Origin of the sequence: Nonomuraea sp. NPDC050404 (assembly GCF_040655495.1) — a bacterium.
GTDB lineage: Bacteria > Actinomycetota > Actinomycetes > Streptosporangiales > Streptosporangiaceae > Nonomuraea.
Window position 1 is genome coordinate 522034 of the sequence record NZ_JBFAKB010000007.1, and the last position, 23307, is coordinate 545340.

General features: G+C 69.0%; 35 protein-coding genes. 21 read left to right on the forward strand and 14 right to left on the reverse strand.

Annotated features, from left to right (window positions below):
* The first annotated feature begins 2 nt into the window (after positions 1 to 2).
* From AB0I81_RS22955 to AB0I81_RS23040, 18 genes are all read left to right on the forward strand, one after another.
* Entirely contained in the window at positions 3 to 665 is a 663-nt protein-coding gene (locus tag AB0I81_RS22955; RefSeq protein ID WP_360659697.1) for a hypothetical protein, read from the forward strand.
* A complete protein-coding gene (locus AB0I81_RS22960; RefSeq protein WP_360659699.1) occupies positions 665 to 925 on the forward strand; it encodes a hypothetical protein in 261 nt (86 codons plus the stop codon). Before AB0I81_RS22955 ends, AB0I81_RS22960 begins: the two co-directional genes overlap by 1 nt.
* Positions 925 to 1428 carry a hypothetical protein gene (locus AB0I81_RS22965; protein ID WP_360659701.1) on the forward strand — a complete coding sequence of 168 codons (504 nt, stop codon included), beginning with the start codon at positions 925 to 927 and terminating at the stop codon, positions 1426 to 1428. The genes AB0I81_RS22960 and AB0I81_RS22965 overlap by 1 nt, the downstream gene beginning before the upstream one ends.
* Before the next feature lie 2 nt (positions 1429 to 1430).
* The gene (locus AB0I81_RS22970) at positions 1431 to 2561 is read left to right on the forward strand and encodes a LamG-like jellyroll fold domain-containing protein (RefSeq protein ID WP_360659702.1); all 1131 of its coding nucleotides are present in this window, start codon (positions 1431 to 1433) and stop codon (positions 2559 to 2561) included.
* A complete protein-coding gene (locus AB0I81_RS22975) occupies positions 2558 to 3400 on the forward strand; it encodes a hypothetical protein (RefSeq protein ID WP_360659704.1) in 843 nt (280 codons plus the stop codon). Before AB0I81_RS22970 ends, AB0I81_RS22975 begins: the two co-directional genes overlap by 4 nt.
* A 77-nt stretch (positions 3401 to 3477) precedes the next feature.
* The gene (locus AB0I81_RS22980; RefSeq protein WP_360659706.1) at positions 3478 to 3942 is read left to right on the forward strand and encodes a hypothetical protein; all 465 of its coding nucleotides are present in this window, start codon (positions 3478 to 3480) and stop codon (positions 3940 to 3942) included.
* Positions 3942 to 4382, forward strand: a complete 441-nt coding sequence (locus AB0I81_RS22985) for an HK97 gp10 family phage protein (RefSeq protein WP_360659708.1) — start codon at positions 3942 to 3944, stop codon at positions 4380 to 4382. The genes AB0I81_RS22980 and AB0I81_RS22985 overlap by 1 nt, the downstream gene beginning before the upstream one ends.
* A gap of 13 nt (positions 4383 to 4395) precedes the next feature.
* Positions 4396 to 4899, forward strand: a complete 504-nt coding sequence (locus AB0I81_RS22990; protein WP_360659710.1) for a hypothetical protein — start codon at positions 4396 to 4398, stop codon at positions 4897 to 4899.
* A 323-nt stretch (positions 4900 to 5222) separates the two neighbouring features.
* Complete coding sequence (locus tag AB0I81_RS22995) at positions 5223 to 5708, forward strand: hypothetical protein (RefSeq protein WP_360659712.1); 486 nt, start codon at positions 5223 to 5225, stop codon at positions 5706 to 5708.
* Positions 5705 to 6202, forward strand: a complete 498-nt coding sequence (locus tag AB0I81_RS23000) for a hypothetical protein (RefSeq protein ID WP_360659714.1) — start codon at positions 5705 to 5707, stop codon at positions 6200 to 6202. The genes AB0I81_RS22995 and AB0I81_RS23000 overlap by 4 nt, the downstream gene beginning before the upstream one ends.
* Entirely contained in the window at positions 6175 to 6510 is a 336-nt protein-coding gene (locus AB0I81_RS23005; protein ID WP_360659716.1) for a hypothetical protein, read from the forward strand. The genes AB0I81_RS23000 and AB0I81_RS23005 overlap by 28 nt, the downstream gene beginning before the upstream one ends.
* On the forward strand, positions 6497 to 10042 hold the full coding sequence (locus AB0I81_RS23010) for a hypothetical protein (RefSeq protein WP_360659718.1): 3546 nt from the start codon (positions 6497 to 6499) through the stop codon (positions 10040 to 10042). Before AB0I81_RS23005 ends, AB0I81_RS23010 begins: the two co-directional genes overlap by 14 nt.
* Complete coding sequence (locus tag AB0I81_RS23015; protein ID WP_360659720.1) at positions 10024 to 11877, forward strand: hypothetical protein; 1854 nt, start codon at positions 10024 to 10026, stop codon at positions 11875 to 11877. Before AB0I81_RS23010 ends, AB0I81_RS23015 begins: the two co-directional genes overlap by 19 nt.
* Positions 11878 to 11885: 8 nt before the next feature.
* Positions 11886 to 12320, forward strand: a complete 435-nt coding sequence (locus AB0I81_RS23020; RefSeq protein ID WP_360659722.1) for a hypothetical protein — start codon at positions 11886 to 11888, stop codon at positions 12318 to 12320.
* A gap of 1 nt (position 12321) precedes the next feature.
* Positions 12322 to 12837 carry a hypothetical protein gene (locus AB0I81_RS23025; protein ID WP_360659724.1) on the forward strand — a complete coding sequence of 172 codons (516 nt, stop codon included), beginning with the start codon at positions 12322 to 12324 and terminating at the stop codon, positions 12835 to 12837.
* 64 nt (positions 12838 to 12901) lie between these two features.
* Complete coding sequence (locus tag AB0I81_RS23030) at positions 12902 to 13258, forward strand: hypothetical protein (RefSeq protein ID WP_360659726.1); 357 nt, start codon at positions 12902 to 12904, stop codon at positions 13256 to 13258.
* A 761-nt stretch (positions 13259 to 14019) separates the two neighbouring features.
* Positions 14020 to 14790, forward strand: a complete 771-nt coding sequence (locus AB0I81_RS23035; RefSeq protein WP_360659728.1) for an N-acetylmuramoyl-L-alanine amidase — start codon at positions 14020 to 14022, stop codon at positions 14788 to 14790.
* 84 nt (positions 14791 to 14874) lie between these two features.
* Positions 14875 to 15114 (forward strand): hypothetical protein, encoded by a 240-nt coding sequence (locus AB0I81_RS23040; RefSeq protein WP_360659730.1) that lies wholly within the window; start codon positions 14875 to 14877, stop codon positions 15112 to 15114.
* A gap of 196 nt (positions 15115 to 15310) precedes the next feature.
* Here AB0I81_RS23040 and AB0I81_RS23045 read toward each other — a convergent pair whose 3' ends face one another.
* Positions 15311 to 15853 (reverse strand): endonuclease VII domain-containing protein, encoded by a 543-nt coding sequence (locus AB0I81_RS23045; protein ID WP_360659732.1) that lies wholly within the window; start codon positions 15851 to 15853, stop codon positions 15311 to 15313.
* A gap of 124 nt (positions 15854 to 15977) precedes the next feature.
* Entirely contained in the window at positions 15978 to 16292 is a 315-nt protein-coding gene (locus AB0I81_RS23050) for a hypothetical protein (protein WP_360659734.1), read from the reverse strand.
* A gap of 237 nt (positions 16293 to 16529) precedes the next feature.
* Here AB0I81_RS23050 and AB0I81_RS23055 point away from each other — a divergent pair, with 237 nt between their 5' ends.
* Positions 16530 to 16772 carry a winged helix-turn-helix domain-containing protein gene (locus tag AB0I81_RS23055; protein WP_360659736.1) on the forward strand — a complete coding sequence of 81 codons (243 nt, stop codon included), beginning with the start codon at positions 16530 to 16532 and terminating at the stop codon, positions 16770 to 16772.
* Positions 16773 to 17218: 446 nt separating this feature from the next.
* Here AB0I81_RS23055 and AB0I81_RS23060 read toward each other — a convergent pair whose 3' ends face one another.
* The 4 genes from AB0I81_RS23060 to AB0I81_RS23075 all read right to left on the reverse strand — a co-directional run bounded on the left by AB0I81_RS23060 (position 17219) and on the right by AB0I81_RS23075 (position 18866).
* Positions 17219 to 17881 carry a hypothetical protein gene (locus tag AB0I81_RS23060; RefSeq protein WP_360659738.1) on the reverse strand — a complete coding sequence of 221 codons (663 nt, stop codon included), beginning with the start codon at positions 17879 to 17881 and terminating at the stop codon, positions 17219 to 17221.
* Positions 17882 to 18130, reverse strand: a complete 249-nt coding sequence (locus tag AB0I81_RS23065) for a hypothetical protein (RefSeq protein WP_360659740.1) — start codon at positions 18128 to 18130, stop codon at positions 17882 to 17884.
* 152 nt (positions 18131 to 18282) lie between these two features.
* Positions 18283 to 18576, reverse strand: coding sequence for a hypothetical protein (locus AB0I81_RS23070; protein ID WP_360659742.1), 294 nt, complete (start codon positions 18574 to 18576; stop codon positions 18283 to 18285).
* A complete protein-coding gene (locus AB0I81_RS23075) occupies positions 18573 to 18866 on the reverse strand; it encodes a hypothetical protein (RefSeq protein WP_360659744.1) in 294 nt (97 codons plus the stop codon). The genes AB0I81_RS23070 and AB0I81_RS23075 overlap by 4 nt, the downstream gene beginning before the upstream one ends.
* An 88-nt stretch (positions 18867 to 18954) precedes the next feature.
* On the opposite strand from AB0I81_RS23075, the gene AB0I81_RS23080 reads away from it, so the two are divergent.
* Positions 18955 to 19209, forward strand: a complete 255-nt coding sequence (locus tag AB0I81_RS23080; protein WP_360659746.1) for a winged helix-turn-helix domain-containing protein — start codon at positions 18955 to 18957, stop codon at positions 19207 to 19209.
* A 23-nt stretch (positions 19210 to 19232) separates the two neighbouring features.
* Here AB0I81_RS23080 and AB0I81_RS23085 read toward each other — a convergent pair whose 3' ends face one another.
* The 6 genes from AB0I81_RS23085 to AB0I81_RS23110 all read right to left on the reverse strand — a co-directional run bounded on the left by AB0I81_RS23085 (position 19233) and on the right by AB0I81_RS23110 (position 22158).
* Positions 19233 to 19631 (reverse strand): hypothetical protein, encoded by a 399-nt coding sequence (locus AB0I81_RS23085; RefSeq protein ID WP_360659748.1) that lies wholly within the window; start codon positions 19629 to 19631, stop codon positions 19233 to 19235.
* Positions 19628 to 20200 carry a hypothetical protein gene (locus AB0I81_RS23090; RefSeq protein WP_360659750.1) on the reverse strand — a complete coding sequence of 191 codons (573 nt, stop codon included), beginning with the start codon at positions 20198 to 20200 and terminating at the stop codon, positions 19628 to 19630. The genes AB0I81_RS23085 and AB0I81_RS23090 overlap by 4 nt, the downstream gene beginning before the upstream one ends.
* Positions 20201 to 20226: 26 nt before the next feature.
* A complete protein-coding gene (locus AB0I81_RS23095) occupies positions 20227 to 20880 on the reverse strand; it encodes a helix-turn-helix transcriptional regulator (RefSeq protein WP_360659752.1) in 654 nt (217 codons plus the stop codon).
* Positions 20881 to 20954: 74 nt separating this feature from the next.
* Positions 20955 to 21332: a hypothetical protein gene (locus AB0I81_RS23100; protein ID WP_360659754.1), complete on the reverse strand. Its 378-nt coding sequence runs from the start codon at positions 21330 to 21332 to the stop codon at positions 20955 to 20957.
* Positions 21329 to 21631, reverse strand: coding sequence for a hypothetical protein (locus AB0I81_RS23105; protein ID WP_360659756.1), 303 nt, complete (start codon positions 21629 to 21631; stop codon positions 21329 to 21331). Before AB0I81_RS23105 ends, AB0I81_RS23100 begins: the two co-directional genes overlap by 4 nt.
* Positions 21628 to 22158 carry a hypothetical protein gene (locus AB0I81_RS23110; RefSeq protein ID WP_360659758.1) on the reverse strand — a complete coding sequence of 177 codons (531 nt, stop codon included), beginning with the start codon at positions 22156 to 22158 and terminating at the stop codon, positions 21628 to 21630. Before AB0I81_RS23110 ends, AB0I81_RS23105 begins: the two co-directional genes overlap by 4 nt.
* A gap of 93 nt (positions 22159 to 22251) precedes the next feature.
* On the opposite strand from AB0I81_RS23110, the gene AB0I81_RS23115 reads away from it, so the two are divergent.
* A complete protein-coding gene (locus AB0I81_RS23115; RefSeq protein WP_360659760.1) occupies positions 22252 to 22410 on the forward strand; it encodes a hypothetical protein in 159 nt (52 codons plus the stop codon).
* Between the two features lie 37 nt (positions 22411 to 22447).
* Here the strand turns inward: AB0I81_RS23115 and AB0I81_RS23120 are convergent, their stop codons facing one another.
* Together AB0I81_RS23120 and AB0I81_RS23125 are read right to left on the reverse strand one after the other, a co-directional pair.
* Positions 22448 to 22657 carry a helix-turn-helix transcriptional regulator gene (locus AB0I81_RS23120; RefSeq protein ID WP_360659762.1) on the reverse strand — a complete coding sequence of 70 codons (210 nt, stop codon included), beginning with the start codon at positions 22655 to 22657 and terminating at the stop codon, positions 22448 to 22450.
* On the reverse strand, positions 22657 to 23262 hold the full coding sequence (locus AB0I81_RS23125; RefSeq protein ID WP_360659764.1) for a hypothetical protein: 606 nt from the start codon (positions 23260 to 23262) through the stop codon (positions 22657 to 22659). Before AB0I81_RS23125 ends, AB0I81_RS23120 begins: the two co-directional genes overlap by 1 nt.
* Positions 23263 to 23307 lie beyond the last annotated feature (45 nt).

Sequence of the window (23307 nt, forward strand, 5' to 3'; positions counted from 1 at the left end):
CCGTGCCGTTCAACACCGCCGGCCAGAACGACGCGTTGTCGGGCGGCATCGGCAACGCGATCACGCACATCGGCGTGAACACGCTGGTGACGGCGCCGCCGACTGACACGAGCCCGGGGACGGGTACGACGGCCGCGGCCACGGAGGCGGCGGGTGGCTCGTACGCCCGGGTGGCGGTGTCCTGGGGGGCCCCGGCTGGTGGCCAGCGGTCGAACTCCGGCCTGCTGACGATCGACGTGCCCGCTGGGACGTTCGGCTTCCTCACCTTCTGGACGGCGTCGACGGGCAACAGCGGCACGCAGTACCGCGGCTGGGTGCCGATCAACGGTGCGGTGAGCGGGTTCGGGACCGTCGATGCCGCGGACCTGACGGCGAACACCGTCACGAGCCCTGCGCATGGCCTGGTCAACACGGATCGGGTGATCTTCCTGAACGTGCTGGGCGGGACGCTGCCGGGCGGCCTGGTCGAGGGTGCCGCGTACTACGTGGTGGGTGCGGCGACGGACACGTTCCAGGTATCGCTCACCTCGGGGGGCGCGGCGGTCGACCTGGCCACGACGCAGGGCGAGCTCTACTTCATGAAGGTGGTCCCGGAAACCTTCGGCAGCCCCGGCCAGCTCACTGTGCAGGCGGGCGCCCTGGTCCTCGATGGGACGGGCGTCTGATGGCGTTGCTGGACGCCACGGGGCGTGCGCGGGTGGCGGCTCAGTGGATGCGGGAGAACGTCATCTCGTGTGCGTTCACCAAGCCGGATCTGGTGGCGGCGGTGGCGGCGGCGGATCAGTGGGTTGAGGACAACGCCGTCTCGTACAACCAGGCGTTGCCGCAGCCGTTCAGGTCGTCGGCGACCGCTGAGCAGAAGATCGCGATCCTGGCCTATGTGCTGTGGCGGCGGATCGGCCGGCTGAGGGCTCGGGAGGACTGATGGCGACTGTCCGGCAGCTCATCAATCCTGATGAGGGGCGTTTCCTGGCGTCGGGATCTGCGACGCCGTGGCAAGAGAATGGCGCGAACCTTCCTGTCCCGGGCCGGGCGTTCGACGCTTCGGTCACGTCGTCGATCTTTTTTCTTCGCCGTCTGGCCAGCTACGGCAGCGGCTCTCTCACCCTGAACATCACCTGGTACGCCGCCGCGGCGTCCACGGGCGTGGTGCGCTGGTCCGGAGCGGTTGCGAAGATCAAGCCCAACACTGACAGCCAGGACCCGCTGACGAAAACTTTCGCGACCAGCACGGACACCGATGACACGCACCTCGGTACGGTCGCCACGCGGGTGCACGGGCACGACATCGTCATCTCCGCGACCGACTCGGCGGCGGCCGGCGACCTGGTCTGGGTTCGGCTCCAGAGGCTCGGCGCGCACGCGAACGACAACATGGCCGGCGCCGCGATCCTGCTCGACGCCGAACTGTCCTACTCGGACACGTAGGCATGGCGGTCCGCTACGATGCCGCGTCCGAGCAGCACACCGCCACTAACGGCCTGCCAGGAAACGTCTACACGCTGACTGCGTGGATCTGGCCCGCGGCGGTGGGCAGCAGATTTCGGACGATCTACTGGCTGAGGACCTTCGCCGACCAGTTCTCTGGCGTCACCATCCGCGACAGCACCAGCGAACTCCAGCTCATCGACTCGGGCTCGCACGCGTTCAATGGCGTGGCCCCCCTGGTTGCGACGGCAGCGACGTGGTATCGGATCGGCGTCGTGGTCTCGGGCGCCGACGCGACGTTCTACAGGGCCGCGGCGGGCGATCCGCTGGGCAGCGGATCGGTCGCTGACTTCTCGCCGCCGGCCGCTCCGCAGCAGTGGACGATCGGTGACGACCCTTATGACGATTGGTGGGACGGCCGCCTGGCTGCCCTCAAGGTCTGGGACGCGGCTCTGTCAGCAGTCGAGGTTGAGGATGAGCTTGCCCAGCACGTGCCGCGCCGTACGAGCAACCTTCTGCGGTTCCATCCGTTCCTGAACGCCGAGCTGACGGACTACAGCGGCAACAACAACGCCTTGTCCGGCGGGACAGGGACGACCACGGAGAGCGGCCCGCCGATCCCGTGGGCGTCAGCGATTCCGACCATCATCATCCCGCCTGCGGTCCCGAGTGGCGTGGACGCTGCCGGTGCCAGCGCGATCGCGGTGTCGTCGTCGGCGATCGCGCGGAAGGTCGTCGCCATATCGGCTCGCTCCTGCCTGGCAGTCGCTGGCGCGGGGGCGGCCCGCAAGGTGGCGCCGGTCGCCAGCGTGACGATGGCGGTGGCCCGCGCCAGTGCCGCGGCAACGCATGTGGGCGTGGTGTCAGGTCAGGCCGGGGCCGTGCTGGCTGGCCGCGCGCAGGTGACCCACATCGGTGCGGCGACCGGCCACGGGCTGCTGGCGCTTTCGGCCGCGGCGTCCCCTCGAAAGCTGGTGGGCGCGCAGGGCCTGGCCCTCGCGGTGGTGACGGCGTCGCACCGTACGCCGGAGGCGGCGCCGCGGCCGGGCTCGATGGGGCTGCGGGTCAAGCGTGGGCCCGAGATGGTGGGCGGGCTGCGGCGGACGGCGTCGATGAGGGGAGGGCGGTCATGAGCTATGACCTCGGGGACCCTGCGGCGCTCAGCATCACGATCACTGATGAGCAGCGCGCGCCGGCCAACGCTGGCAACGTCAGGTTGACGATCACGCTGCCGGACGGCACGACCGACGTGCATGATCCGGTGGCGCCGGTCGAGACGGGCGTCTACGAGTACGTCTACGCGACGGTGCAGGCCGGGATCCACCGGGTGCGCTGGGTGGCCACCGGCGCGAACGCCTCGTCGATGACGGACGTGATCGACGTCGAGCCGGCCGAGGGCTGCCCGTTCATCTCGCTGGTGGACGCCAAGGAGCACCTACGCAAGGACCAGATTCTGACGGAGGACGATGAGGCGCTGCGCCGGTTCATCGGCGCGGCCTGCGGAGTGATCGAGGACCGGATGGGCCACGTCACCCCGACGACCATTGTGGCGGATCGATCGGCTCGCCGAGGCGTGGTGGTGCTGCCAGAGCGGCCGGTCATCTCGGTGACGTCGGTGGTGACGTTGCCGGGCGGCACGGTGGTGGCCGCGGCCGACGCGCTGGCCGGGACATCCGGCTGGACGCTGGAGAACGCGGAGGGCGTGCTGAGCGTGCCCGCCTCGTGCAGCTCGGTGCGGGTGACGTACCGGGCGGGCCGGAGCCCGCTGCCGCGCAACTTCCGCCTGGCCGCCCTCGACCTGGTCAAGCACCTGTGGCAGGGCTCCCAGCACAACAACGGCGGCGGCCGCCCGGCGCTGGGTGAGTCGGACTCGATCGCCGCTCTGGGGAGGCCGTACGCGCTGCCGTACAGGGTGAGCGAGTTGCTGGGGCTGAAACGCCACCAGGAGCGCGACGAACCGCTCGTCGGCTGACTTCCTCGGGCCGCCTGTGCCCGCGATTCCAGGGTCAGGTTCAGCCTGACCTCCAACGACCTGGGAGAACGTGACCGGTGTCCACCATCCCTGCGGCGCTCGACGCGCTCGTGGCGCTCGCTGAGCGCGCCTGGCCGGAGGACGTCATGATCCTCGACGGCCCGCCGACGGTCGATGTCGAACCCGACGTGATCGCGATCGGGTACAGCGGCACGCCGAGCGAGCCCGACGTCCGGAACACGCTCGCGCAGGAACAGCTCGACATGGAGCCGGACCGCGAGTCCTACGACGTGATGTGCATGGCCAGCTCCTGGCGGGGCGACGCGCACCGCCGCGGCCGACCGGACACGCGTACCGTGCGCGCGCGGGCGCTGGAGCTGATCGCCGGGTTCCGCGATGAGCTGGGCCGGGATTCGCGGCTCGGCGGGACGGTGATGCTGGCGCGCATGTCGACGCTGGACATGATGACGGACCAGACAAAAGCCGGGCCGGTCGCGACCGTCAGGTTCGTCGTCCATATCGACGCGTTCGCGGTGGCGTGATGGCGACCTTCAGCGACCCGCAGGACCCGTCGGCCGCGCTCAGGCTTTTGTCGAAGCAGCTGCAGGGCATCCCGAAGGAGCTGCGCCAAAAGCTGAGGCCAGCCTTGAGGGCGGCTGCTGAGCCGGTCGTCGCGGACGCTCGGGGCCGGGCCAGCTGGTCGACGCGGATCCCGCGGGCGATCTCGATGTCGGTCCGGTTCAGCCGGGATCCTGGCGTGATCATCCGGGTTCGTCGGAGCGTCGCGCCGCACGGTCGCGCCTACGAGGGGATCACGGGCGCCAGCCACTTCGTGCACCCCGTGCACGGCCACCGGGATCGCGAGGTGGCGGAGGAGACCAAGCCGTACCTGGAGCCTGCGGTGCGGGCGGCGGCGGACACGGTGCTGGCCAAGGGGGTCGCGGTCGTGGATGAGGTCGCGAGAGAGAACGGCTTCCGATGAAAGGGGAGTGCTGATGGCCTTCAGGCTGCAGAGTTTCTTCGAGCTGGAGGCCGAACTGACCTCGCCGCTCGATCTGACCACGCCGACGTCGAATCTGCGGCTCGCCCGCCAGCTGGCGCTGGCCACGGGCACGGGTGCGGGCCAGGCGGACATGATCTGGTCGGACAGCTTTTCGATCACCGCGTCGAGCACGCAGGCGATCGACCTGGCGGGTTCGCTGGCCGGGCCGCTGGGCGGCACGCTGACGTTCGCGAAGATCAAGATGGTCGTCGTGGCCGCCTCGACCACCAACACGAACAACGTCAACGTCGTGCGCGACGGCTCGGCCGGCGTGCCGCTCTTCCTGGCGGCCAGCGACGGCATCCCGGTGAAGCCGGGCGGGCTCTTCGTGTGGTTCGACCCGTCGGCCGCCGGCGTCGCGGTGACGGCCACCACGGGCGATCTGCTGAACCTGGTCAACAGCGCGGCGGGCACGCCGGTCACGGGCGACGTCGTCATCGTCGGCGCGTCGGCGTAGGGGGCGCTCATGGACACCGTGTGGATCTCGCACCCGCGCCTCGGCGACCGTGACCCGGTCGAGGTGCCCGCCAGTGCGCTGCAGGAGCACCAGCGGTCGGGCTGGGAGCTCGTGGACGCGCCGGATCGGCGGCCGGAGACGATCGCCGCGCTCGTCGCTGGCGGCTGGGACCCGGAGGAGGCTCGCGCCGCTGTGATGGCGGCGATGCCTGACCCGCCGCCTGACGGATCTGGCCAGCCAGACCAAGCCCCGGAGGACGCCTCCGGGGCTTCTTCTTTGCCCGAATCGCCGAAGGGTCGGCGCTCTACCAGGGGGGATAGCTAATGCCCGCAACGCCGATCACTCCGGCTTCTCGATTCTTCAGGCCCGGCATCACGAAGGTGTCGTGGATCGTCTCGATCGCCAACATCGCGGCCCCGTCGCGGGCCGAGCTGAATGCGGGCAGCGACCTGTCGAAGGATGTCGCCGACATCAGCGGGTGGATGGTCTCCGGTCAGAAGATCGACACCCCGGACCTGAACTCCAGGTTCGTGTCGAACATCCCGGGCCTGACCAGCGCCGATGAGTCTGCGATCACGTTCTACGCGGGCGAGACGGGCGCGGACGTGCGCACCCTGATGCCGCGCGACACGGCCGGGTACATCGTCTGGCTCGACGGCGGAGACGTCGCCGGCCGGAAGATGGACGTGTTCCCCGTCCGCGTCTTGTCGGTCGGCAAGGTCCGCAGCATGGGCGCTGAGGCCGCGAGGCTGACGATCCAGTACGCAGTCACGTCCGAGCCCAGCGAGAACGTGACCATCCCGGCATGACGGACCGCCTGCTCAGCCGGAAGCGCCTGGGCGCCGAGCATCCGATCCGGATCGACGACGACACGGAGGCTCGGCGCGAGGTTGAGCGGGCGAGCTGGGAGCTTGCACTGCTGCGGACAGCGGGCAACGCGGACGACGCTGCGATCCGGAAGGCCAAGGCCGCCCTCAAGCGCGCCGAGAAGCGGCAGCGGGACTGCTACGAGTTCATCCCGCTGCGGGCACTCCCGGCCGATGACTTCGAGGCGCTGATCGGGCAGCACAAACCCAGGCCGGACACCACGGACGACGTTTGGAACGGCGACACATTCCCGCGCGCCCTGCTGCTGGCGTGCGACGAGTCCGGCCGGTCGGTGGAGGACTGGGAGCACATCTTCAAGTACGTCCTGTCGGGCCCGGAGCAGCTCCTGCTCTTCAACACGGTGGTCCGGCTCAACGCCAGGACGCCGGATGAGTCGCTCCCAAAAGGTTGGGCGCAGATCGAACCCTCCGACTAGAGCTGGACGTCTGCGCCGCCTACGGCATCCCGCACTCGGAGTTCCTGCGATGGGAGGACGCCGACCGGGACAAGGCGATCTGGCACCACATCTGGCAGCGCGAGACGTGCCGCACGTGCGGCACCCGCGAGGAGGAGTGGGATCCGGCGCGCGGCGGCCACCACTGGGCGTATGTCGGCGAGAAGCGGCGCTGCCGCGGCTGCGAGATCAGAGAAGCGACCCAGGAGACGGTGACGGCCGATGACGGCCGCGGAGTCCACATCGTGATGATCCGGAACGAGGAGGCGCGCTCGCATGCCCACCCGTGACCTGATCCTCGCGCTGAAGTCGAAGTTCGACGACTCCGGTACCACCAACGCGCAGAAGGGCCTAAAGCAAGCCGAGGACGCTTCCAAGCGGTTTACGCGCGAGCTGGAGAACCTGGAGAAGCAGGCCAAGCAGCAGGGCACGACCCTCACGAAGGCCGCAGCCGACGCTGGTCGTTTCGGCGACCAGCTCGACGATGTCGGCCGGACCGCGATCAAGACCAGGCGGCTGCTGGAGGATGCAACCCGCCGCCTGCCGGAGATCGAGATCACGGCGGACTCCAGCGATGCCGAGCGCGAGGTGGCGGATCTCAAGAAGCGCTTGAGTGAACTGTCCGGCAAGCGGATCGGCATCGACCTCGACGCCAGGGCGGCTGCGGATGAGGCGGAGAAGATCCGCCGCCAGTTGACCGCGCTGGCCGCGATGCATCCCGAGGTCCTGGTTGGCGCGAACGTGGACAGGGCTGTCCGCGACCTGGACCGAGTGGAGCGGGAGGCGCGCGACCTCGACCGCCGGGTGACGGTGGACGTGAACGTGGACGGCGCCGCGGCGGCGACTGCAGGCCTCGGTCTGGTCCAGTCCGCGTTGACGCTGATCCGTTCGACCGGTCCGACGACGTGGGCGGCGGTCGCGGCTGGCATGGTGTCGCTGCCGGCGTTGTCGGCGGGTGTCGCGGGCGCGGTCACGGTGGTGCTGGGCGGCGCGCTGGCTGGGATCGGCCTGGCGGCGGCCCACGGGAGCGATGCCGCGCAGGACGCTATCGGCCAGCTCAGGGCGACAGCCGAGCGCGAGGCGGCCGTGATGGGCCAACCCTTTGAGGCCGTCTGGACGCGGATCGTGCAGGTCGCGGAGCGAGAGCTGGCCGAGCTGTCGCCGGTGATCCGCCGCAACCTCGACGACCTCGCGCCGGTCGTCGAGGATTTCGTCGACGACGCTGGCGACAGCCTCGACGAGCTGACCCCGGCCATTGATGCCGTGCAGAGAGCTTTCGCTGCGGTGCTCGCTGATCTGGGCCCGAAGATGCCGCAGATCATGCAGCATCTGGCGAACGCGATCTCGGCTGTAGTGGGGGCCATCGAGCGGGACCCCGCCCTCGTGAGCGATTTCGCGGTCAACCTGGCCAAGATCGCCGAGTGGGCGGGTAACGCAGTCGCGTCGCTGGCCAAACTGGTGCGGACGGTGCAGGAGAACGCGAACGCCTTCAAGGCAATCGCGACCGTGGTCAACCCGGCCGCCGGCGTGCTGAGCCATTTCGGTGTGGAGGCGGCGAAGGTCGAGCGGCAGAACATCGCGATGGGCCAGTCCAGCGGGCCAGCGGCCTCTGGCCTGATGTCGATCGCTGCGAGCGCTGATGAGGCGTCGGGCACGATGCGGACGGCGTGGGCCGACGCCTACGCGTCCTTCGTCGATCTTGCCGGGGTGATGGCGTCCGCCCAGCAGCGCACGTCCGGCGTGAACACCATGGCGCAGGCGCAGGCCCGCGCGGCTGAGGCGGCGCGGCAGGGCGCCGAGCGGATCGCGCGCGCGGAGCGGGACCTGGCCGACACGCAGGAGCAGAGCGCGGAGCGGGTGGCCGCGGCCAAGCAGCGCGTGAAGGACGCGCACCGGCAGGCGGCTGAGGCGGTGGAAGCCGCCCAGGAGCGGGTGCGTGATGCCCAGGCTGCCGTCACGGCAGCCGTTGAGCAGGGCGCGGAGCGTGAGGCAGCAGCCCAGCGCCGGGTGGAGGATGCGCGTCGGCGACTGGCGGACGTGGCTGAGGATGGGGCGCGGCGGATTGCGGACGCTCAGCAGCGGCTGGCCGATGCTCAGCAGGACGCTGCGGCCAGGCAGGTGGATGCTGAGCGGCGGGTGCAGGATGCCCATCGGCGTACGCAGGAGGCGGTTGAGGATCTGACGGCCGCGCGGGAGCGGGCTGCCGAGCGTATCGAGGATCTGATTGCGGCGGAGTCCGGCGCGGCCCTTGATGAGGAGGGTGCGCAGCTCGCGATCGACCGGGCCCGGCAGCGCCTCGATGAGATCGGCTCAGATCCTGAGGCGACCGACCTCGACCGCAGAGAGGCTGACCTGGCGTACAGGCAGGCGCTGGCCCGGTTGGAGGAGGTCCGCCGCCGGAACGCCGAGCTTCGCGAGGATTTGGCGGATGCGCAGCGGCGCGGTATCGATGGCAGCACGGAGGTCGTCGATGCCATCGGCCGTATCGAGGACGCGCGGCGCGCCGAGTCGGAGGCGGAGGAGGCGGCGGCCCGGCAGCGGGAGGAGAACGCCCGCACGGTCGCGGACGCCGAGCGGGCGGTCTCTGACGCGCACGCTGAGGCAGCCCGCCAGCGGGAGGACGCCGCACGCCAGCTGGCCGACGCCGAGTCGGAGCTGGACCGGACGCGGGTCGAGAATGCGAGAGCGGTTCGGGAGGCGCAGCAAGACGTTGCCGCTGCTCAGAAGGACGCCGCGCAGGTGGCCAAGGACGCTGCACGTCAGGTGTCGGAGGCGCAGGCTGAGGCGGCCAAGGCGTCGCGCGACGCGGCCCGCGACGTCCAGGATGCCGAGCGGGCGGTTCGGGAAGCCCGGCAGGAGGCGGCGAGGGACGCGGCGGCGGCGGTTGACAACGTCACGGGGTCGTACGGCCGGTTGCGCGGCGAGGCCAAGCTGACCTCGGAGGAACTCCTCCGCGAGCTGGAGAAGCAGGTCCGTGACCAGGAGGCGTGGCAGGACAACCTGATCAAACTCAGCGCCCGGGTGCCGCCTGCCATGCTCGATGAGCTGGCGAAACTGGGGCCCGGCGCCGCGAACATCGTGGCAGCCGCGGCGGACATGAGCGACGAGGAACTGTCCAAGTTCATCAGCCTTCACGGCCGCAGCGGCAAAGAGGCGGGCGAGGTCTTCGCCCAGAACTTGCAGGACGCCGGGCCAGCGTTGCGACACATCGCTCAGACGCGTGGTCAGGAAGTCGCGGACAAGGTGCGCGAGGGCATGGACGGCGGCCGCCGCAGCGTGTTCGAGTCGGCGCAGAAGCTCGGGATCGAGATCGATAACGGCATCGGCAAGGACAGGACGGTCCGGGTTTTCGTCAAGACGGAGTACCAGGATGACCTCAGCCGGGAGGCGCTGCGGGCAGCGGTTGGGATGGCCGACGGCGGCATCCTGACCTACGCGAACGGAGGCATCCGCAGCTTCGCGGGCGGCGCCGAGAACCACATCGCGCAGATCGCCAGCGCGAACACCATCCGCATGTGGGCCGAGCCCGAGACGGGTGGTGAGGCGTACATTCCGCTCGCGATGAGCAAGCGGGCCCGCAGCGAGGACATCTTGTCTGAGGTGGCGGAGCGTTTCGGCGGCAGGTTCTTCAAGACCATGCCGGTCAGCCGTACGCCTGCGTCGGCGGGTGGCAGCAGCGGCGGCATGTACCGGCCGGCCCCGGTCTACAACATCAGCGTCAACGGCGGGCTGGACTCGGGCCCGGAGATCGGGCGTCGGGTCGTGAGCGCGATCCAGGAGTTCGAGCGGCGCTCCGGTGCTGGTTGGCGGCGTTCGACGTGAGCCTGCCGACGATCAGCGTCGAGGTCATGTTCGACAACGCGTTCCCGGCCGGGAACGCGAAGGTCAACAGCTTCGATGGTGGGACGAACGGCGTCACGATCAGCACGGGCAACTCCGGCGGGGCGAGCGGGTCGGCATTCAACGCGATCGTTGGGTCGCCGCGCTTCTCGAACTCACCGGTGTTCGGGTCTGGCTTGTCGGCGTTCAATCCCACGTCGGGCGCGGACTGTCACATGGACTGGACGGGCCTCACGCAGACCGGGGATGTTTTCTGCGCCCGGATGTACGTGTATCTAATCAGCGCGACCGGGACGCAGCGCCTGTTCATGCTGAATGGGCCGTCCGGCCAGGTCAGCGGCGTGTGGATCTTCTCGAACCGGATCATCCGGCTCTACCAGGGCTTCAGCACGGCGATCGCAGCTCCGCTGACCACGCCGCTGCCGATCGGCCAGTGGTCGCGGCTGGAGATGCGCTGGACGATCGACAGCGGCGGCAATGGCACGGGCGAGATCTGGCGGTACGACGACCCGAACAGCGCGATCGCCACCGATTACGCCATCTCCAGCGTGATCGCCTGGCCGAACGGCAAGCCCAACTCGTGCGAGTGGCATCTCCAGCGGGACGTCAACGGCTACTGGCACATGGACAACATCGCCGTCAGCGACCAGCGCCTCGGCCCGGTGCAGGGCACGTGGACGGACGTGACCCTCACCGGTCAGGGTGGGATTTCGACCAGGCGCGGCTCTGACCGTGTGGTGTCGCCGGTGGTCCGGTACAACGCTGGCACGGCGAGCGCGACGCTGAAGAACGCCGACCGGCGGTACGACCCGACCTTCTTGGACGGCCCATACGCGACCGGTGCCCGCAGCAAGGTCACGCCCATGCGGCCCCTCAGAATCCGCGCCGAATGGGATGCGGTCACGTATGACGTGTTCCGGGGCTACATCGATCAGTGGGACGTCGATCATGTCGCCGACATCTGGTCCGAGGTGGTGGTCACTGCCAGCGACGGGTTCAAGGTGCTGGCCAACCGCAAGAGGGCGGCCGTCGGCGCGGTCGGCGCGGGGGAAGATGCCGGGGCGCGGGTGGAGCGCATCCTGACCAGCGCCGGATGGCCTGCCGCCGACCGGTCGATCGCCATCGGCGACAGCACGTTGCAGGCGACGACGCTGGAAGGCGAGGCGCTTGCGGAGTTGCAGGCGGTCGCCGAGTCGGAGATCGGCGAGCTGTACATCGACGCGGGCGGCAACGTCGTGTTCCGCAACCGGCAGGCCCTTCTCCTGGAATCGCGGTCGAACTCCGTGCAGGCGACGTTCGGCACGAACGGGGAGTTCACTCCTGCCGTTGCGCGCTTGGTTACGGACGATGCGACCCTGTACAACGAAATCAGAGCCCAACGCGAGGGCGGCGTCGAGTATGTCGCCAATGACGAAGCCAGCCAAGACGAGTTCCTGATCAAGACGTTTCCGGCCACCTCTCTGATGCTGGAAACGGATACCCAAGTTGAGGCGTACGCGGGCTGGATTCTGTACGTATCGCGTGAGCCCGAGGTGCGGTTCGATCAGATCGAGATCCACGCGCACGCCGATCCTGACACGCTTTTTCCCATAGTTTTGGCCAGGGAGATCGGCGATCGGATCCGCATTCGCCGTCAGCCAGCCGGTGGCGGTGGCGAGATTGTCCGCGATGTCTTTATCAGGGGCGTCAGCCATGTCACGACCGGCGCGACCTGGATCACTACGTGGAACTTGCAGAGCGCTACCAAGTACGGATCGTTCTTCACGCTCGACAATGCGGTGCTTGGCGTGCTCGACTCCAACGCGCTCGGATATTGAGGAGAGGCATGCCGGTTCGTTCTCCGCTGCGTTTCGCCGAGCACATGCTCCCGGCTCCGACGCCCATCCTGGAGTGGGCGCACTTCTGGGAGTGGCTGGACTCGCAGCGCCCCCAGCCCGCGCCCCGGCCCACCGGCCACAACCCGGACCTGACGGTCATGGCACGGGTGGATGAGGGCCGGTGGATTGCAGACTGCCCGTGGGGGTGCGGCGTCTCCTTCAACCTGCCCCGCAATGCCACCACGTTTTGGTGCACCGAGTGCGCGGGCGGCGGCTGGGGCAATACCGCCGAGCTGGCCTGGCCGGACAGGATGCCCGAGCTGACGGTCAACCTGGAGTCGTTGCCCGCGATTCTCCAGTTCTGGCCGTGCGCGTCCTGCCTGCTGAGACCCGCCGTCGGCCTGTGCGCGACGTGCAAGGGAATGCACGGGGAGGCGACCTGACATGGCAACGGTGCCGAACCCCCGCACATGGACGGTGGGCGAATTGTTGACCGCATCGAAGCTGAACACTGACCTTAGGGATGGCCTGAATTTCTTGCTGTCGCCACCCCTCGCGTCGCTGATCAAGGGCAACTCCCAGAGCATTCCCAACAACTCCACTCAGACTGTCACCTGGGTCAGCGAAGAGATTGACCGTGACGGCGGGCATGACAACGTGACCAACAACTCGCGCTATACGGCCCAGAGCGCGGGATGGTACAAGTTCACGCTGACGCAAACGTGGAACTTCGGAACGACGGGGATTCGCCAGTCGATCATCCGCAAGAACAACACCACCAACCTGATCGTCCACTTGTACGTGCCGATCGGCGGCGGCGGTGGCGCCAGCGGGGCGCTGTCGGGGATCGCGTTCCTGGCCGTGAGCGACTACTTGGAGGTCCGGGCCTTCCAAGACTCAGGCTCAGCGCTCGACTTGCAGAGCACCGACCGCTGGTCGCTGCTGTGGGTCAGCAAATAGCCCGGCCCTGCCGTAATGCCGCAACACAGTCCGCCAAAGAGGCCCACTCTTGCGAGGGAGCGATGTGACCGATGAGCCCTCCCCGGGTGAGCTGTCCCGCCGCCTCGACGGGGTGGTCATGAGCCTCGCCCAGCTCATCCAGCGCGCCGAGTACGCCAGCGACCAGCGGCTGATCGAGCGCCGGTTCACCGAGGTCGAGGGCGACGTCAACGAACTGCGCCAGACCCTCCTCGACGAAGTTCGGGCTCTGCGGGGCGACCTGGCCGCCGCCGTGACCAGGCTCGAAGCGGCCGACGAGAAGCGCGAGGAGAAGCGTGGCGGCAACGTCAAGCAGATGATCTACTCCGGGATCCTGCCCACCCTCTTCATCCTGATCACCATCGCCGTCCAGATCTGGCTCGCGCCCGGGGGCGGAGGGTGATGGGCCAGCACGTGCGCAACATCCGCCGCAACTGGGTGCTGATCGCCGGTGTCGCCGTCGTCGCAGTCCTCGGGCTGTGGGTGTCGCTCCAGATCGGATCGCTCGGCGACCGCGTACGGCAAGCCGAGGACGACCGCCAGGTCCTCGTTGATCAGGTCAAGAAGCTCGGCGGGGTACCGCTGGTGTCGCCCTCGCCGGGGCCGCCCGGGGAGCGCGGCGCGATCGGACCATCCGGGCCGCCCGGCCCATCGGGGAAGCCGGGGCCATCCGGGCCACCAGGCCCACAAGGCGACGACGGAGACGACGGCCAGCCCGGCACCCATGGCCCCGCCGGCACGGAGGGAAGCCCCGGACCGCGCGGCGAACCCGGCGCCACCGTCACCGGGCCGACCGGACCACGCGGAGAGCAAGGACCGGCGGGTGAGGATGGCCGACCCGGACCGCAAGGCAGCCCGGGGCCTCAGGGCGAACGAGGGGTCACAGGAGAACCAGGTCCGCGCGGTGAGCCCGGCCCGGCGCCATCGTCGCTGACCATCCCCATCGGCGAGACCACCTACCTGTGCAGACCTGACCCTGCTGGCTCGACTACCTACACCTGCACGCCACAAGCAGAAAGCGGGCAGGATCCCTGACCCTGCCCGCTTCCCTATGCCTGCCGAGCCCAGCCATGCCTGGCCCAGACGAACCGCACCCGGACATGCCAAGCCATGCCAAGCCAAACCGTGAACACCGCGACTCTAGCCCACCGGAAAGGGGCTGACGTGGCCATCGACCTCATCACACGCCAGGAGTGGAAGGCCCGCGCCCCGAAGGGCGCCTACGACCATCTTGCGCGGACGCGAGGCTGCAAGATCCATTATGTCGGCTCGCGGGTCGATCCCAAGCTGGCCGAAGACCATGACCTCTGCTTCGCCACCGTGCGCGGAATCCAGAAGGCCCACATGAACCAGGGCTGGTTGGACTTCGGGTACACGGCAGCCGTCTGCCCACACCGGAAGGTGTTCGTCGGCCGAGGACTCCACCACCTGCCTGCCGCCAACGGTAGCGGCTTGAACGCCAACCACTACGCCGTGCTCGGGCTGGTTGGCAACAGCGGCCTGACCGTCCCGTCCGACGACATGCTGCACGGCATCCGCGACGCGATCGAGTGGCTGCGTGCCGAGGGCGGCGCCGGGCCGGAGATCAAGGGCCACCGCGACGGTTACGCCACCGACTGCCCCGGGCCGAAGCTGTACGCCTGGGTGAAGGCCGGAGCGCCACGGCCCGGCAGCAAGCCGGAGAAGGCACCGCCATTCCCTGGCCGTCTCCTCCGTTACCCGCCCTCGACGCGTGGTGCCGACGTCTACTCCTGGCAGGCCCGGATGCGGGATCGCGGCTGGGACCTGATCCCGGACGGCGACTTCGGGCCGCGTTCGGCGGAGGTGTGCCGAGCGTTCCAGCTCGACTCGACGGCGCAGGGCTGGCCGCTCGACGCTGACGGCATCGTCGGTCCCGCCACCTGGCGGGCCACATGGGAGCGTCCCGTCTCCTGAACTGGAAAGAGTTGCTTTCCAGTTCAACCCCTGACCAGGCATACCGCCGGGCAGGTCCAAGAATCCGACCTCCAAGGAGGGGTCATGCTCGCATCCATCATCCGTACCGTCGTTCCGGTCGTCGTCGGCGTGCTGCTCGGCTGGGCGGCCAAGGTCGGCCTGGATTTGCCCGAGGGCGCCGTCGCCGAGCTGGTCACCGTCGCCATCACCGGGGCCTACTACGCGCTCGGTCGGTGGGTCGAAACGTGGTGGCCGGCGGGTGGCCGGATCCTGCTCGCTGCTGGGTTGACGGGCAAGAAGCCGAACTACGACTTGGCTGCCTAGACCACGGCGTGAGGGTGCCGTGCAGGTGGCCCGCCGCGTACCTGAGGGTGCGCGGCGGGCCGTTTTCCGCATGCCCTGAACGCCCGGCGTCGCTACGCTGGACGTGGCCGGTGACAAGAGGTCCAGGGGACCTCTTCCTTCGGGATAGCCGGTTCACCCGCCTCTGCCACGGGACGCCGTGGCACGCGCTCAACTATCAACTCTGCGTGCGCTCGATGTATTGGATCGCCTTGCGAAAGATCTCAACGTCCTCGCGAAGGACTCCGAGCGTGTGATTACACCTCCAGCAGAGGAGCGCACGGACGCACTTGCCGCACGTCTTCTTGCCTGGGCAGCAAGAGTGGTCATGATCGACAGCGAAGGCGCGTCCGGAGGAACACGCCGGAGCCTGGCAGATGGCGCACCCTCCGCCCTGCTGAGCCAGCAGGTTCGCATAAGTGGCAGGCGACAGTCCGTACTTAGCCAGGCGGTGGGTGTCGCCCTGGCAGGCTTTGCAGAGACCCTGAAGCTTGTCGGGGGATGAGCTATTTGCGTTGAACGCCGATGCGGGCAGGATGCGCATGCACTGCCGGCAGGTCTTCTCGGCGGGAGCAGAGTTGAGCTGATAGCTGGCCTTCAAAGCGGCCTTTTGGGCGGAGATGCATCCCTTGCACTTGCTCTGGCGCCCATCCTTCAGCGCCCGGTTTGTGCCGAAGCTGTCCAGAGGGAAGGTTTCGCCGCACGCGGTACACGCCTTCATCCCGTGATCCCCACTCCGTGAATGCCGCTACTAAACCATCAGCATTCTAGGGGCGTTGAGTGATAGTTCGCGGCATAGCGGCGCAACGAGCAGCCCACCTTCTTTGGGAGGTGGGCTGTTTTCGTCATGCGAAGGAGAGCATGTACCAGGGCTCTCGGTTGCAGCGGTCGCACACCTTGCCGGGGATGCCGGATGAGTCGCGGCGGTGGTGAGTTGCCCCGGGCTGGTCGCAGTTGACGCACGCCGCCGGGGCGAGGTAGCCATAAACCATCGGCTGGCCGCCTACGTCGAATGGCGCGCCGACTCGCTCGATGACCTCTTCGACGGTGGTGCCGTCCTTCTTGCTGACGACGACCGGGCCCGGCTTGATCAGTTCGGCGGGGCCGTAGGCGACCCATTCGCCGCTCTTGGTCTTGCGGAAGGTGATGGTGGCGCTCACGCTGCCAGTGTCTCTCGTGCGGCTGGGCGTGTCAGGGGCGCGGCGGCGGACGCCTGGGAAGGGGTACGCCGCCGCGCCTGGCTCATTTCGGCATGGCCGAAATGAGCGCATATCAGACCATAGGATCTTTTTGTCCGTAGGCCAAGAGATTTCCTCGAATTTCTGTGCTAGACGTTCTCTACGTTCTAGACGTAGATGACGTCGAGGTCGTCGGGCACGTGGTTTACGTTCACGAGCGTGACAGTGGATCATCACGACCCCACGCCGATCTACCGGCAGATCGCCGCCATCCTGAAGGCCAAGATCCTTTCCGGCGAGTACCAGCCGCGCCAGGTCCTGCCGTCCGAGCTCCAGCTCCAGCAGGAGCATGGCGTGGCCCGCGCCACGGTACGGCACGCCATCGAGGCGTTGCGCGATGAGGGCTTGGTCTACACGCTGCCACAGCGCGGCACGTACGTGTCCCCGCGCGACCAGACGTAGCGCTCACGAGATGCAGGCGTGAATCAGTCGCGATGGGGGCGCGCATATCTTCTCCTTCGGCTCGGTGGTGGTCACCGCCCTCGGAGGGAGGATTGCCCTCCGCTGCGACGGCCAGCCTGATGGACCTGGCCGGCGCGGAGCACCCTCCGAGGGCGGCTCTTGTGTGGCCCCGCCCTTGCGCCTCCACGTGGGCGGGGCCGAGCCCGGCGGACTGCTAACGCCGGGCCGTCTGGCACCGGCCCCCCGGTGGGACGTGTGCGAGGCTCGCCGGGGGGCCGGGCGTCTTCAGTTGTTCACTGCGGGGTGGCCCCAGGCCGCCTCTCCATGGGCCTGAGGCCACCCCTTGCCCTCCTCTGGGCTAGTGGTGCTCGCCCGGCAAAGGCGTCCAGAGAAGGGGTCTTGCGCCCGGCTCCCGGCCCGCAGCAGCCGTCCGGGAGCCGGGACGTCTATGGCGGTTCCACCACCGGCCTAATCCCGTGCAGCTCAACCACCTGGGCGACGGCGAACGACCGAGAGTGCCAACTATGGTTGGTCCACGAGATGAAGATGTTGCGGGCGTGCGGCGTCGGCTGGCCGGTGATCGGTGTCGGCTCGTACAGGTCGGCCAGTACACCCGCCGATGTCACCCCGGTCGCGGTGCAGACCATGACCGGTTCGTCCTGCAGCATCCGGCACTCGGCGAGCGCCTTCGGCATGCACGCCCAGCAGCACGGCGGCGCGTTCGTCCGGCCCGAGTCGAGCCCGGTTCGCTCGAACACGCTCTTGACCAGCAGCCACGGGAAGCGCCCCGTCTCCAGGTCCACGGCCGGGTAGCCGCACACCTGGCACAGCAGATCGTCCATGCACTTCCACTGGCGCAGCGTGTTCAGCTTGCGCATCCGCTCGTGGCCGCGCACATCCGACGGCTGGTCGCGCAGGTCGAGGACGCGGGCACGAAGGATACCCAAGGCGTTACGCCGCACCCCGCCGGGACCGACCCAGTCGTTCTCTCCCGGAGGCTGATAGGACAGCCGCGGCCCACCGCAAGGAGTGTCCTCGAACCAGATCGGGTCCTTGACCAGCTCGTTCGAGTAGGCGATCACGTACGGGACTGTCGTGTAGCCGGTCATTCACACCACCGCCCCAGCGTCAACCTGGTACATAGCCAGGTTGATCACTCCGGCGTTCTCGTTGAAGAGCGAGCTCTGGTTGGCGGTCCACTCGACGCGGCGGGCAACCCATATCGGTGCGGACTGGAACGACCTGGCGGTCGGGATCCGCCGCACCAGCCATCCCGGATGGGCGCCCATCAGCATGTCGCACATCGCCGCGGCGTTCTCCGGGATGTCGTAGTAGGCGCGCGTCTCGGCCTCGTTCACGCCCCACCTCCTTGGCAGCCCTTGAGTGCGGCGGCACAGCCCGGGGCGGCGAACCTTGGGCCGTGCCGCCATTGCCGCGCCCGCCCTGAGCGCGACGGCGTGGCGGCGAACGTCCAGGACGAGTCGCCGCCGCCACGCCTGCCTGTGGGGGTTCATGGCTGCCCGCCCCCCAGCAGCCCCAGCTCGATCAGCAGCCACCCGACGCGGATGGCTTTCGCCGGATCGAGCTGCAGGATCGGCATCTCATCGAGATCGATGTGCACCAGGGGTGCCGCGTCATCCGGGCCCTGCCGGAGGTCTGCGAACAGGCGCGGCCCGAGCACGTCGGCGCCCACCGGCTCCAGGTGCACGCAGTGGATCTCGGCGACGTGACGCCGATCGCGCGCATAGTGGGGCGCGGTGCACCAGGACGGGCACTCATCGTGCGGGTCGCTGGTGCAGTTCATCGCGGGCCGCCCGTCAGCCGGACCACCCCCGGCGCATGGTGCCGCGCCAGGATGAGCGGGCCCGCGGTCAGGTAGTCCAGCGGCTGCTCGTGGTCCAGGCGCACGTGCCGGAGGTGGCCAGTCGCGCCTGGTGGCAGTCGCAGCATCGCCAGGAGAAGGTCCGCCGTCGCCTGGTCGCCGCTGCCAGCGACACCGCCGGAGCCGCGGCCCGGACCGCCCTGCGCCGTCCACTCGAAGATCGGGGGCAGCACGGCATTGACGACCGGGATCACCTGGGGGAGTGAGTCCATGGCAACGCAGTGTACGCAACTAGGCCACGGCTGGCCAGGCCCGGCCCTGCCTATGTCTTGTTTGGCCTGGTCAGCTAGGTTCTGACGTGTGAAGATCGATCCGGACGGGCTCCGCGCGCCCTACCTCCAGCTCGCCGACGCGCTACGTGCCCGCATCGAGGCCGGCGAGTTTCCGCCGGGCACCCGGATCCCTTCACAGACACAGCTTGAAGAGGAGACCGGTCTCAGCCGCAACACGATCAAGAAGGCGCTCGACGTGCTCAAGCGCGAAGGGCTGCTTGTCACCGCGCCGGGTCGCGGCCTGTTCGTCGTCGAACATGGCGACGCCCCGCCGACCAGATGATCAGCGGGGCGTGACAGCGTGGATCAGCCTGCCTTGCCCTTGCGGCCCACGGGGAGGAAGCCTCGCCGTCGCGCTTCCCGAACCCATCGGTAGACGGCCGACACGGGCACGCTGGCCTCCCTGGCAAGGAGCGTGGCGGGCGCCTGCGTGATCGCTGCCGCCGCGCGATAGGCGTCGGCCACCTCCGCATAGAACGTGTCGGGATCGGTGCCGCCCGGTCGGCGTAGTGGCTGGCGCTGGCATCCTTCCCCATTGGCTGCCGCCTCGATGCGTGCGAGGCGCAGCGATCGGAGGATATCCGCCGTGATCGCTCCTTCGAGATGCAACCCGGTCACGACCCGGCGACCGTCGTCGCCATGCTCAAGCCGTACAGAGACCGTCACGCCCTCGGGGCCGGGCACGGTCGTCCAATTGCCGCTCACTGGCCATTCTCCGCGAGATGGTGGCGCAGCTCAGCCATGAGCTGACGCGTGAGGTGGCCTCGGGCCGTGCGTGCCCTGGTTGGCTGGCTCAGGTCGGTGTCGGACTCCCGGAGTCGGCGCTCCCGCTCGGCGCGCAGGGAACGGACATCCCAGAGTTCGGTCATGGCGTCGGAGAGGGCCTCGGGGGTCACTCCTAGCTCTGCGGCGCGGTCGTACAGGTCGGTGTCCCCGCCCTGCGTCTCGGCCGCTCGCTTAGAACACTCGACGGCCTTCCGCGCGAGATCAGGAATGGCCTCGACCGCAAGGTGCGCGACGCCCGGCTCTGCGAGAAGCGCCCACGTCTCGGAGAGGCTCCCGGTGCCGTCCGCGAGGAGTGTAACGAGGGTGGTTGGCTCACAGAGGGCTGCGGTCATGATCCGGGGCAGCGTCAGGAACTCGTCAAGGGTCAGTTGCCGGGCGCCGGTCTCGATCCGGGAGACGGCTGAGGCATCCCAAGACAGCCCGACCGCCCGCGCAGCTCTTGCGACGTCGGCCAGGACGACGGCGCGTGCCTCGCGCAGGCTGCGCATGTTCTGCCCCACGATCCGCCCGACACTCACGGCGCGGCCTCGTCGTCGAGCGCGGCCAGGACGGCGGCGGCGAACGCGCCCACCTCTCGCGACACCCAACCGCCCTCGGCGCCCCTGACGGCCTCCTCGCAGAGCTGCCAGGCGCTTGCCCCGACTTCGGCCTGCGACGGCGGTTCGGCGTGGTTCGGGTGGTCGCCGAAGAGGACGCACACGGGAACGCCGTAGCACGCGGCAAGCTGTTCGATCTCGTCAGCCGTGAAGCTCTTGGTCCGCCCGCTGTCGGGTGATCGCTCGGCGGCGCTGTAAGTCGGTTCGGTCCAAGCGGGTCCACCGATCTCCGTCAGGCGGGCCACGGCATCCGCCTGCTTCATGCCCGCGAGCCGACGTAGGCGGCGAAGGTTCAGCGCGACGCGATGGCGCGCGGGGCGCTGCTCGTGATCCTCGGCAGGTCCACGCAGCACGGCCACGAGCGTTGCGGTGGACCATTCCAGCGCCTTGGCGATCGCTTCGAGGCTTTCCATGCTGACGACCTTGCCGTTCTCCAGAGCGTTCCACGTGTTGACGTGGACGTCCGCCCTGGCCGCCGCAGCCCTCTGGTTCACTATCCCGAGTTGGATGCGTCTCTCCCGGACTACGCGCGCCAGCGCGGGCCAATCGCGGTCGCTTCCTGCGGTGCTCACAACTCCTGCCCTTCACGTCGGGGGTTGGGAAAGGGTAGCCCCGCCACCCGGCGAGGGGTGACGGGGCGACGACCTCAGCTCGCGCGCCGGTCCGGAACGCCCGCGGCCTCCAGGCGCGCCCGGCGCCGCTCCCGCAGGCTGACGACGCCCAGGCGCTGCCGCTGAGCCTCCAGCAGCGCGCGGCCCTTCTGGATCAGCTCGTGGACGCTCTGCTTCCGGATGCCGAGGATCGCGACGATCTCGCCCAACGTGTAGTCGCCGCCTTCGCGAGCAGAGCGGGCCGCGCGCGCGATGGCACGCAGCTTGGTCCGGCGCAGGTCCTCCATCAGCTCATCGATGAGCACCAGGTTCGCCGGGTCCCCGGCGGCGTGGTCCTCCAGCCGCTTGAAGAACCGGCTGAGGTTGGCGGCGAGCTCGGCGGGCTCGGTCACGTGGTCACGGCGGCGGCTCACGGAGTCACCTCCCTGAACTCCTGGAGCGCCTTCTCCCTTCGGACGGCACGGAGCCGCGCCCCGCCCTCGATGCGGGCCAGCGCGCGGCGGGCCTCCTTGAGTGGCTTCTCGATCTCGTCGAGGATGCCGCGTGCCTCAGCGATCAGCGCCGGTACGTCGCCCCGCTCAGCCCAAGGTGTCCAGCAGTCGCCGATCCGGTGGAAGCCGATGTCCTGGATCTTGGCCATCAGTGGGTAGACGGCCTCGGTGGCGTTCTCCCAGTCCCACTCGCCGAAGTCGGCGCGGGTGATCTCGGTCATGACCCCGCCTCCTCGCCGTCGAGGGCCGCGGCGGTGGCCTCCAGGGCGTCGGCGATGTCGGTGCGGCCGTGGTCCTGGTCCCACCAGACGAACGCGGTCAGCGGGCTCTCCACGGGCGTCAGCGTCAGGCGCTCGGCGACGGCGCGGATCGCGCGGTTCGGCAGGCCGTCGCCCGTCTGCCCGGCGGGTAGCACCTGAGCGACGGCGGCCAGGACCGCGTTCCCGGCGCGGAGCTCCTCCCCGGACCGGATGAGGGCGGCGGCGTGTCGGAGGACGGCCGGGCGGAGGTCAGGCTGAACCTGACCCTGGATCGCCGAACGGAGTTTCCGCAGGACTCCGTGAAGGCTGGCCCGCGGGAAGACGCCCAGAGGCCACTCAGCCATCCGGCCCTCCAGCCACGCGGCCGGGTCTGCGAGGTCGAATGCGACGGTGAACGCCGAGACGCGCACGCCCGGCTCGGGGGAGCGGTCGAGCACCGCGAGGAGGGCGGCGCGCTGGCCGTCGGTGATGTGGATGCGGACCCGCATGACTTCGAGGATCGCTGCAGAACTTCGGCGCGCGGAACCCTCCGGGGAGATGATGGGGGGAGGAGCGGTCATCAGACCCTACCTTCACATGATGTGCAACGTCCCCTTACGAACGTGGCGGGCCAGATGGTCGTGCCGGTGCTGGTGGCGCGCTCGGAGGACGGCCTGGACGAGGAGGTCTTCAACGCGCCGCCGCGGCCGCTGGACGGCCCCGCGCCCGCCGCGCGCGTGCCCGAGCCGGCCACGGCCTGATTTCCCGCAGGTGAGGGGGCGGTCCCGGACCGCCCCCTCATTCGTATGTCAGCAGGTCTCCCGGCTGGCAGCCCAGTGCCCGGCACAACCGCTCCAGGGTGGAGAAGCGGATCGCCTTGGCGTGGCCGTTCTTCAGGATGGACAGGTTGACGACCGTGATCTCGACGCGGTGCGACAGTTCGGTGAGCGTCATGCCGCGCTCCTTGAGCAGCTCGTCGAGCCGTACCCTGATGACCTGATCGGCCATCAGATGGTGGCCTCGACCTCTTCGAGCAGGGCCAGGCCCCGGCGTACGATCTCCGACACGCCCAGCGCGGCGAACCCCGCCACGACACCGGCCGGCAGCAGGCCGGAGGGCTGGTAGATCGGATAGTTCTCGGTCAGCAACATGGAGGAGAGTATGACCTCCGCCGCCGTCCCCAGCACGCCCGACGCGAGCGAGCCGGCGATCAGGATCCAGCCGAGGCCGCGCAGATGGCCGGCCGTGACCGCGGAGAACAGCGCCCGGTCGCCGGAGCGTGCCCGGCGCAGCGCGCGGACCAGCGTGAGGAGTGCCAGCAGCGCCGTGGCGGCGCCCGGTCCCCACATCAGCAGGTAGAGCAGCCCCGCCAGCGGTGCGGCGCCATCGGGACGGACGATCACCTCGGCGGTGACGTCGCCCACGGAGGCGCCCTGCGCCGCCATCCCGGCCGTCGGCACGTCGTACACGCGCAGCGGGATGCCCAATCCGTTCGGCGTGTCGAAGAACGCGATCATGGCGTTCGCGGCGAGGGCGGCCAGGGCGCCCAGCAGGCCGAGAACCAGGGCGATGCTCAGCAGGGTCTCAAGCCGGATGATCCATCGAGTTGGCATAACGATAATCGTAAATAACGAAAGTCGTTATGTCCATCGGTTGTT

Excerpts from the sequence above, each read along its gene's own strand:
- AB0I81_RS22960 (WP_360659699.1), top strand. The coding sequence starts at position 665 with ATGGCGTTGCTGGACGCCACGGGGCGTGCGCGGGTGGCGGCTCAGTGG.
- AB0I81_RS22965 (WP_360659701.1), top strand. The coding sequence starts at position 925 with ATGGCGACTGTCCGGCAGCTCATCAATCCTGATGAGGGGCGTTTCCTG.
- AB0I81_RS22970 (WP_360659702.1), top strand. The coding sequence starts at position 1,431 with ATGGCGGTCCGCTACGATGCCGCGTCCGAGCAGCACACCGCCACTAAC.
- AB0I81_RS22975 (WP_360659704.1), top strand. The coding sequence starts at position 2,558 with ATGAGCTATGACCTCGGGGACCCTGCGGCGCTCAGCATCACGATCACT.
- AB0I81_RS22985 (WP_360659708.1), top strand. The coding sequence starts at position 3,942 with ATGGCGACCTTCAGCGACCCGCAGGACCCGTCGGCCGCGCTCAGGCTT.
- AB0I81_RS22990 (WP_360659710.1), top strand. The coding sequence starts at position 4,396 with ATGGCCTTCAGGCTGCAGAGTTTCTTCGAGCTGGAGGCCGAACTGACC.
- AB0I81_RS22995 (WP_360659712.1), top strand. The coding sequence starts at position 5,223 with ATGCCCGCAACGCCGATCACTCCGGCTTCTCGATTCTTCAGGCCCGGC.
- AB0I81_RS23000 (WP_360659714.1), top strand. The coding sequence starts at position 5,705 with ATGACGGACCGCCTGCTCAGCCGGAAGCGCCTGGGCGCCGAGCATCCG.
- AB0I81_RS23010 (WP_360659718.1), top strand. The coding sequence starts at position 6,497 with ATGCCCACCCGTGACCTGATCCTCGCGCTGAAGTCGAAGTTCGACGAC.
- AB0I81_RS23020 (WP_360659722.1), top strand. The coding sequence starts at position 11,886 with ATGCCGGTTCGTTCTCCGCTGCGTTTCGCCGAGCACATGCTCCCGGCT.
- AB0I81_RS23025 (WP_360659724.1), top strand. The coding sequence starts at position 12,322 with ATGGCAACGGTGCCGAACCCCCGCACATGGACGGTGGGCGAATTGTTG.
- AB0I81_RS23040 (WP_360659730.1), top strand. The coding sequence starts at position 14,875 with ATGCTCGCATCCATCATCCGTACCGTCGTTCCGGTCGTCGTCGGCGTG.
- AB0I81_RS23045 (WP_360659732.1), bottom strand. The coding sequence starts at position 15,853 with ATGAAGGCGTGTACCGCGTGCGGCGAAACCTTCCCTCTGGACAGCTTC.
- AB0I81_RS23060 (WP_360659738.1), bottom strand. The coding sequence starts at position 17,881 with ATGACCGGCTACACGACAGTCCCGTACGTGATCGCCTACTCGAACGAG.
- AB0I81_RS23070 (WP_360659742.1), bottom strand. The coding sequence starts at position 18,576 with ATGAACTGCACCAGCGACCCGCACGATGAGTGCCCGTCCTGGTGCACC.
- AB0I81_RS23075 (WP_360659744.1), bottom strand. The coding sequence starts at position 18,866 with ATGGACTCACTCCCCCAGGTGATCCCGGTCGTCAATGCCGTGCTGCCC.
- AB0I81_RS23090 (WP_360659750.1), bottom strand. The coding sequence starts at position 20,200 with ATGCGCAGCCTGCGCGAGGCACGCGCCGTCGTCCTGGCCGACGTCGCA.
- AB0I81_RS23105 (WP_360659756.1), bottom strand. The coding sequence starts at position 21,631 with ATGACCGAGATCACCCGCGCCGACTTCGGCGAGTGGGACTGGGAGAAC.
- AB0I81_RS23110 (WP_360659758.1), bottom strand. The coding sequence starts at position 22,158 with ATGCGGGTCCGCATCCACATCACCGACGGCCAGCGCGCCGCCCTCCTC.
- AB0I81_RS23120 (WP_360659762.1), bottom strand. The coding sequence starts at position 22,657 with ATGGCCGATCAGGTCATCAGGGTACGGCTCGACGAGCTGCTCAAGGAG.
- AB0I81_RS23125 (WP_360659764.1), bottom strand. The coding sequence starts at position 23,262 with ATGCCAACTCGATGGATCATCCGGCTTGAGACCCTGCTGAGCATCGCC.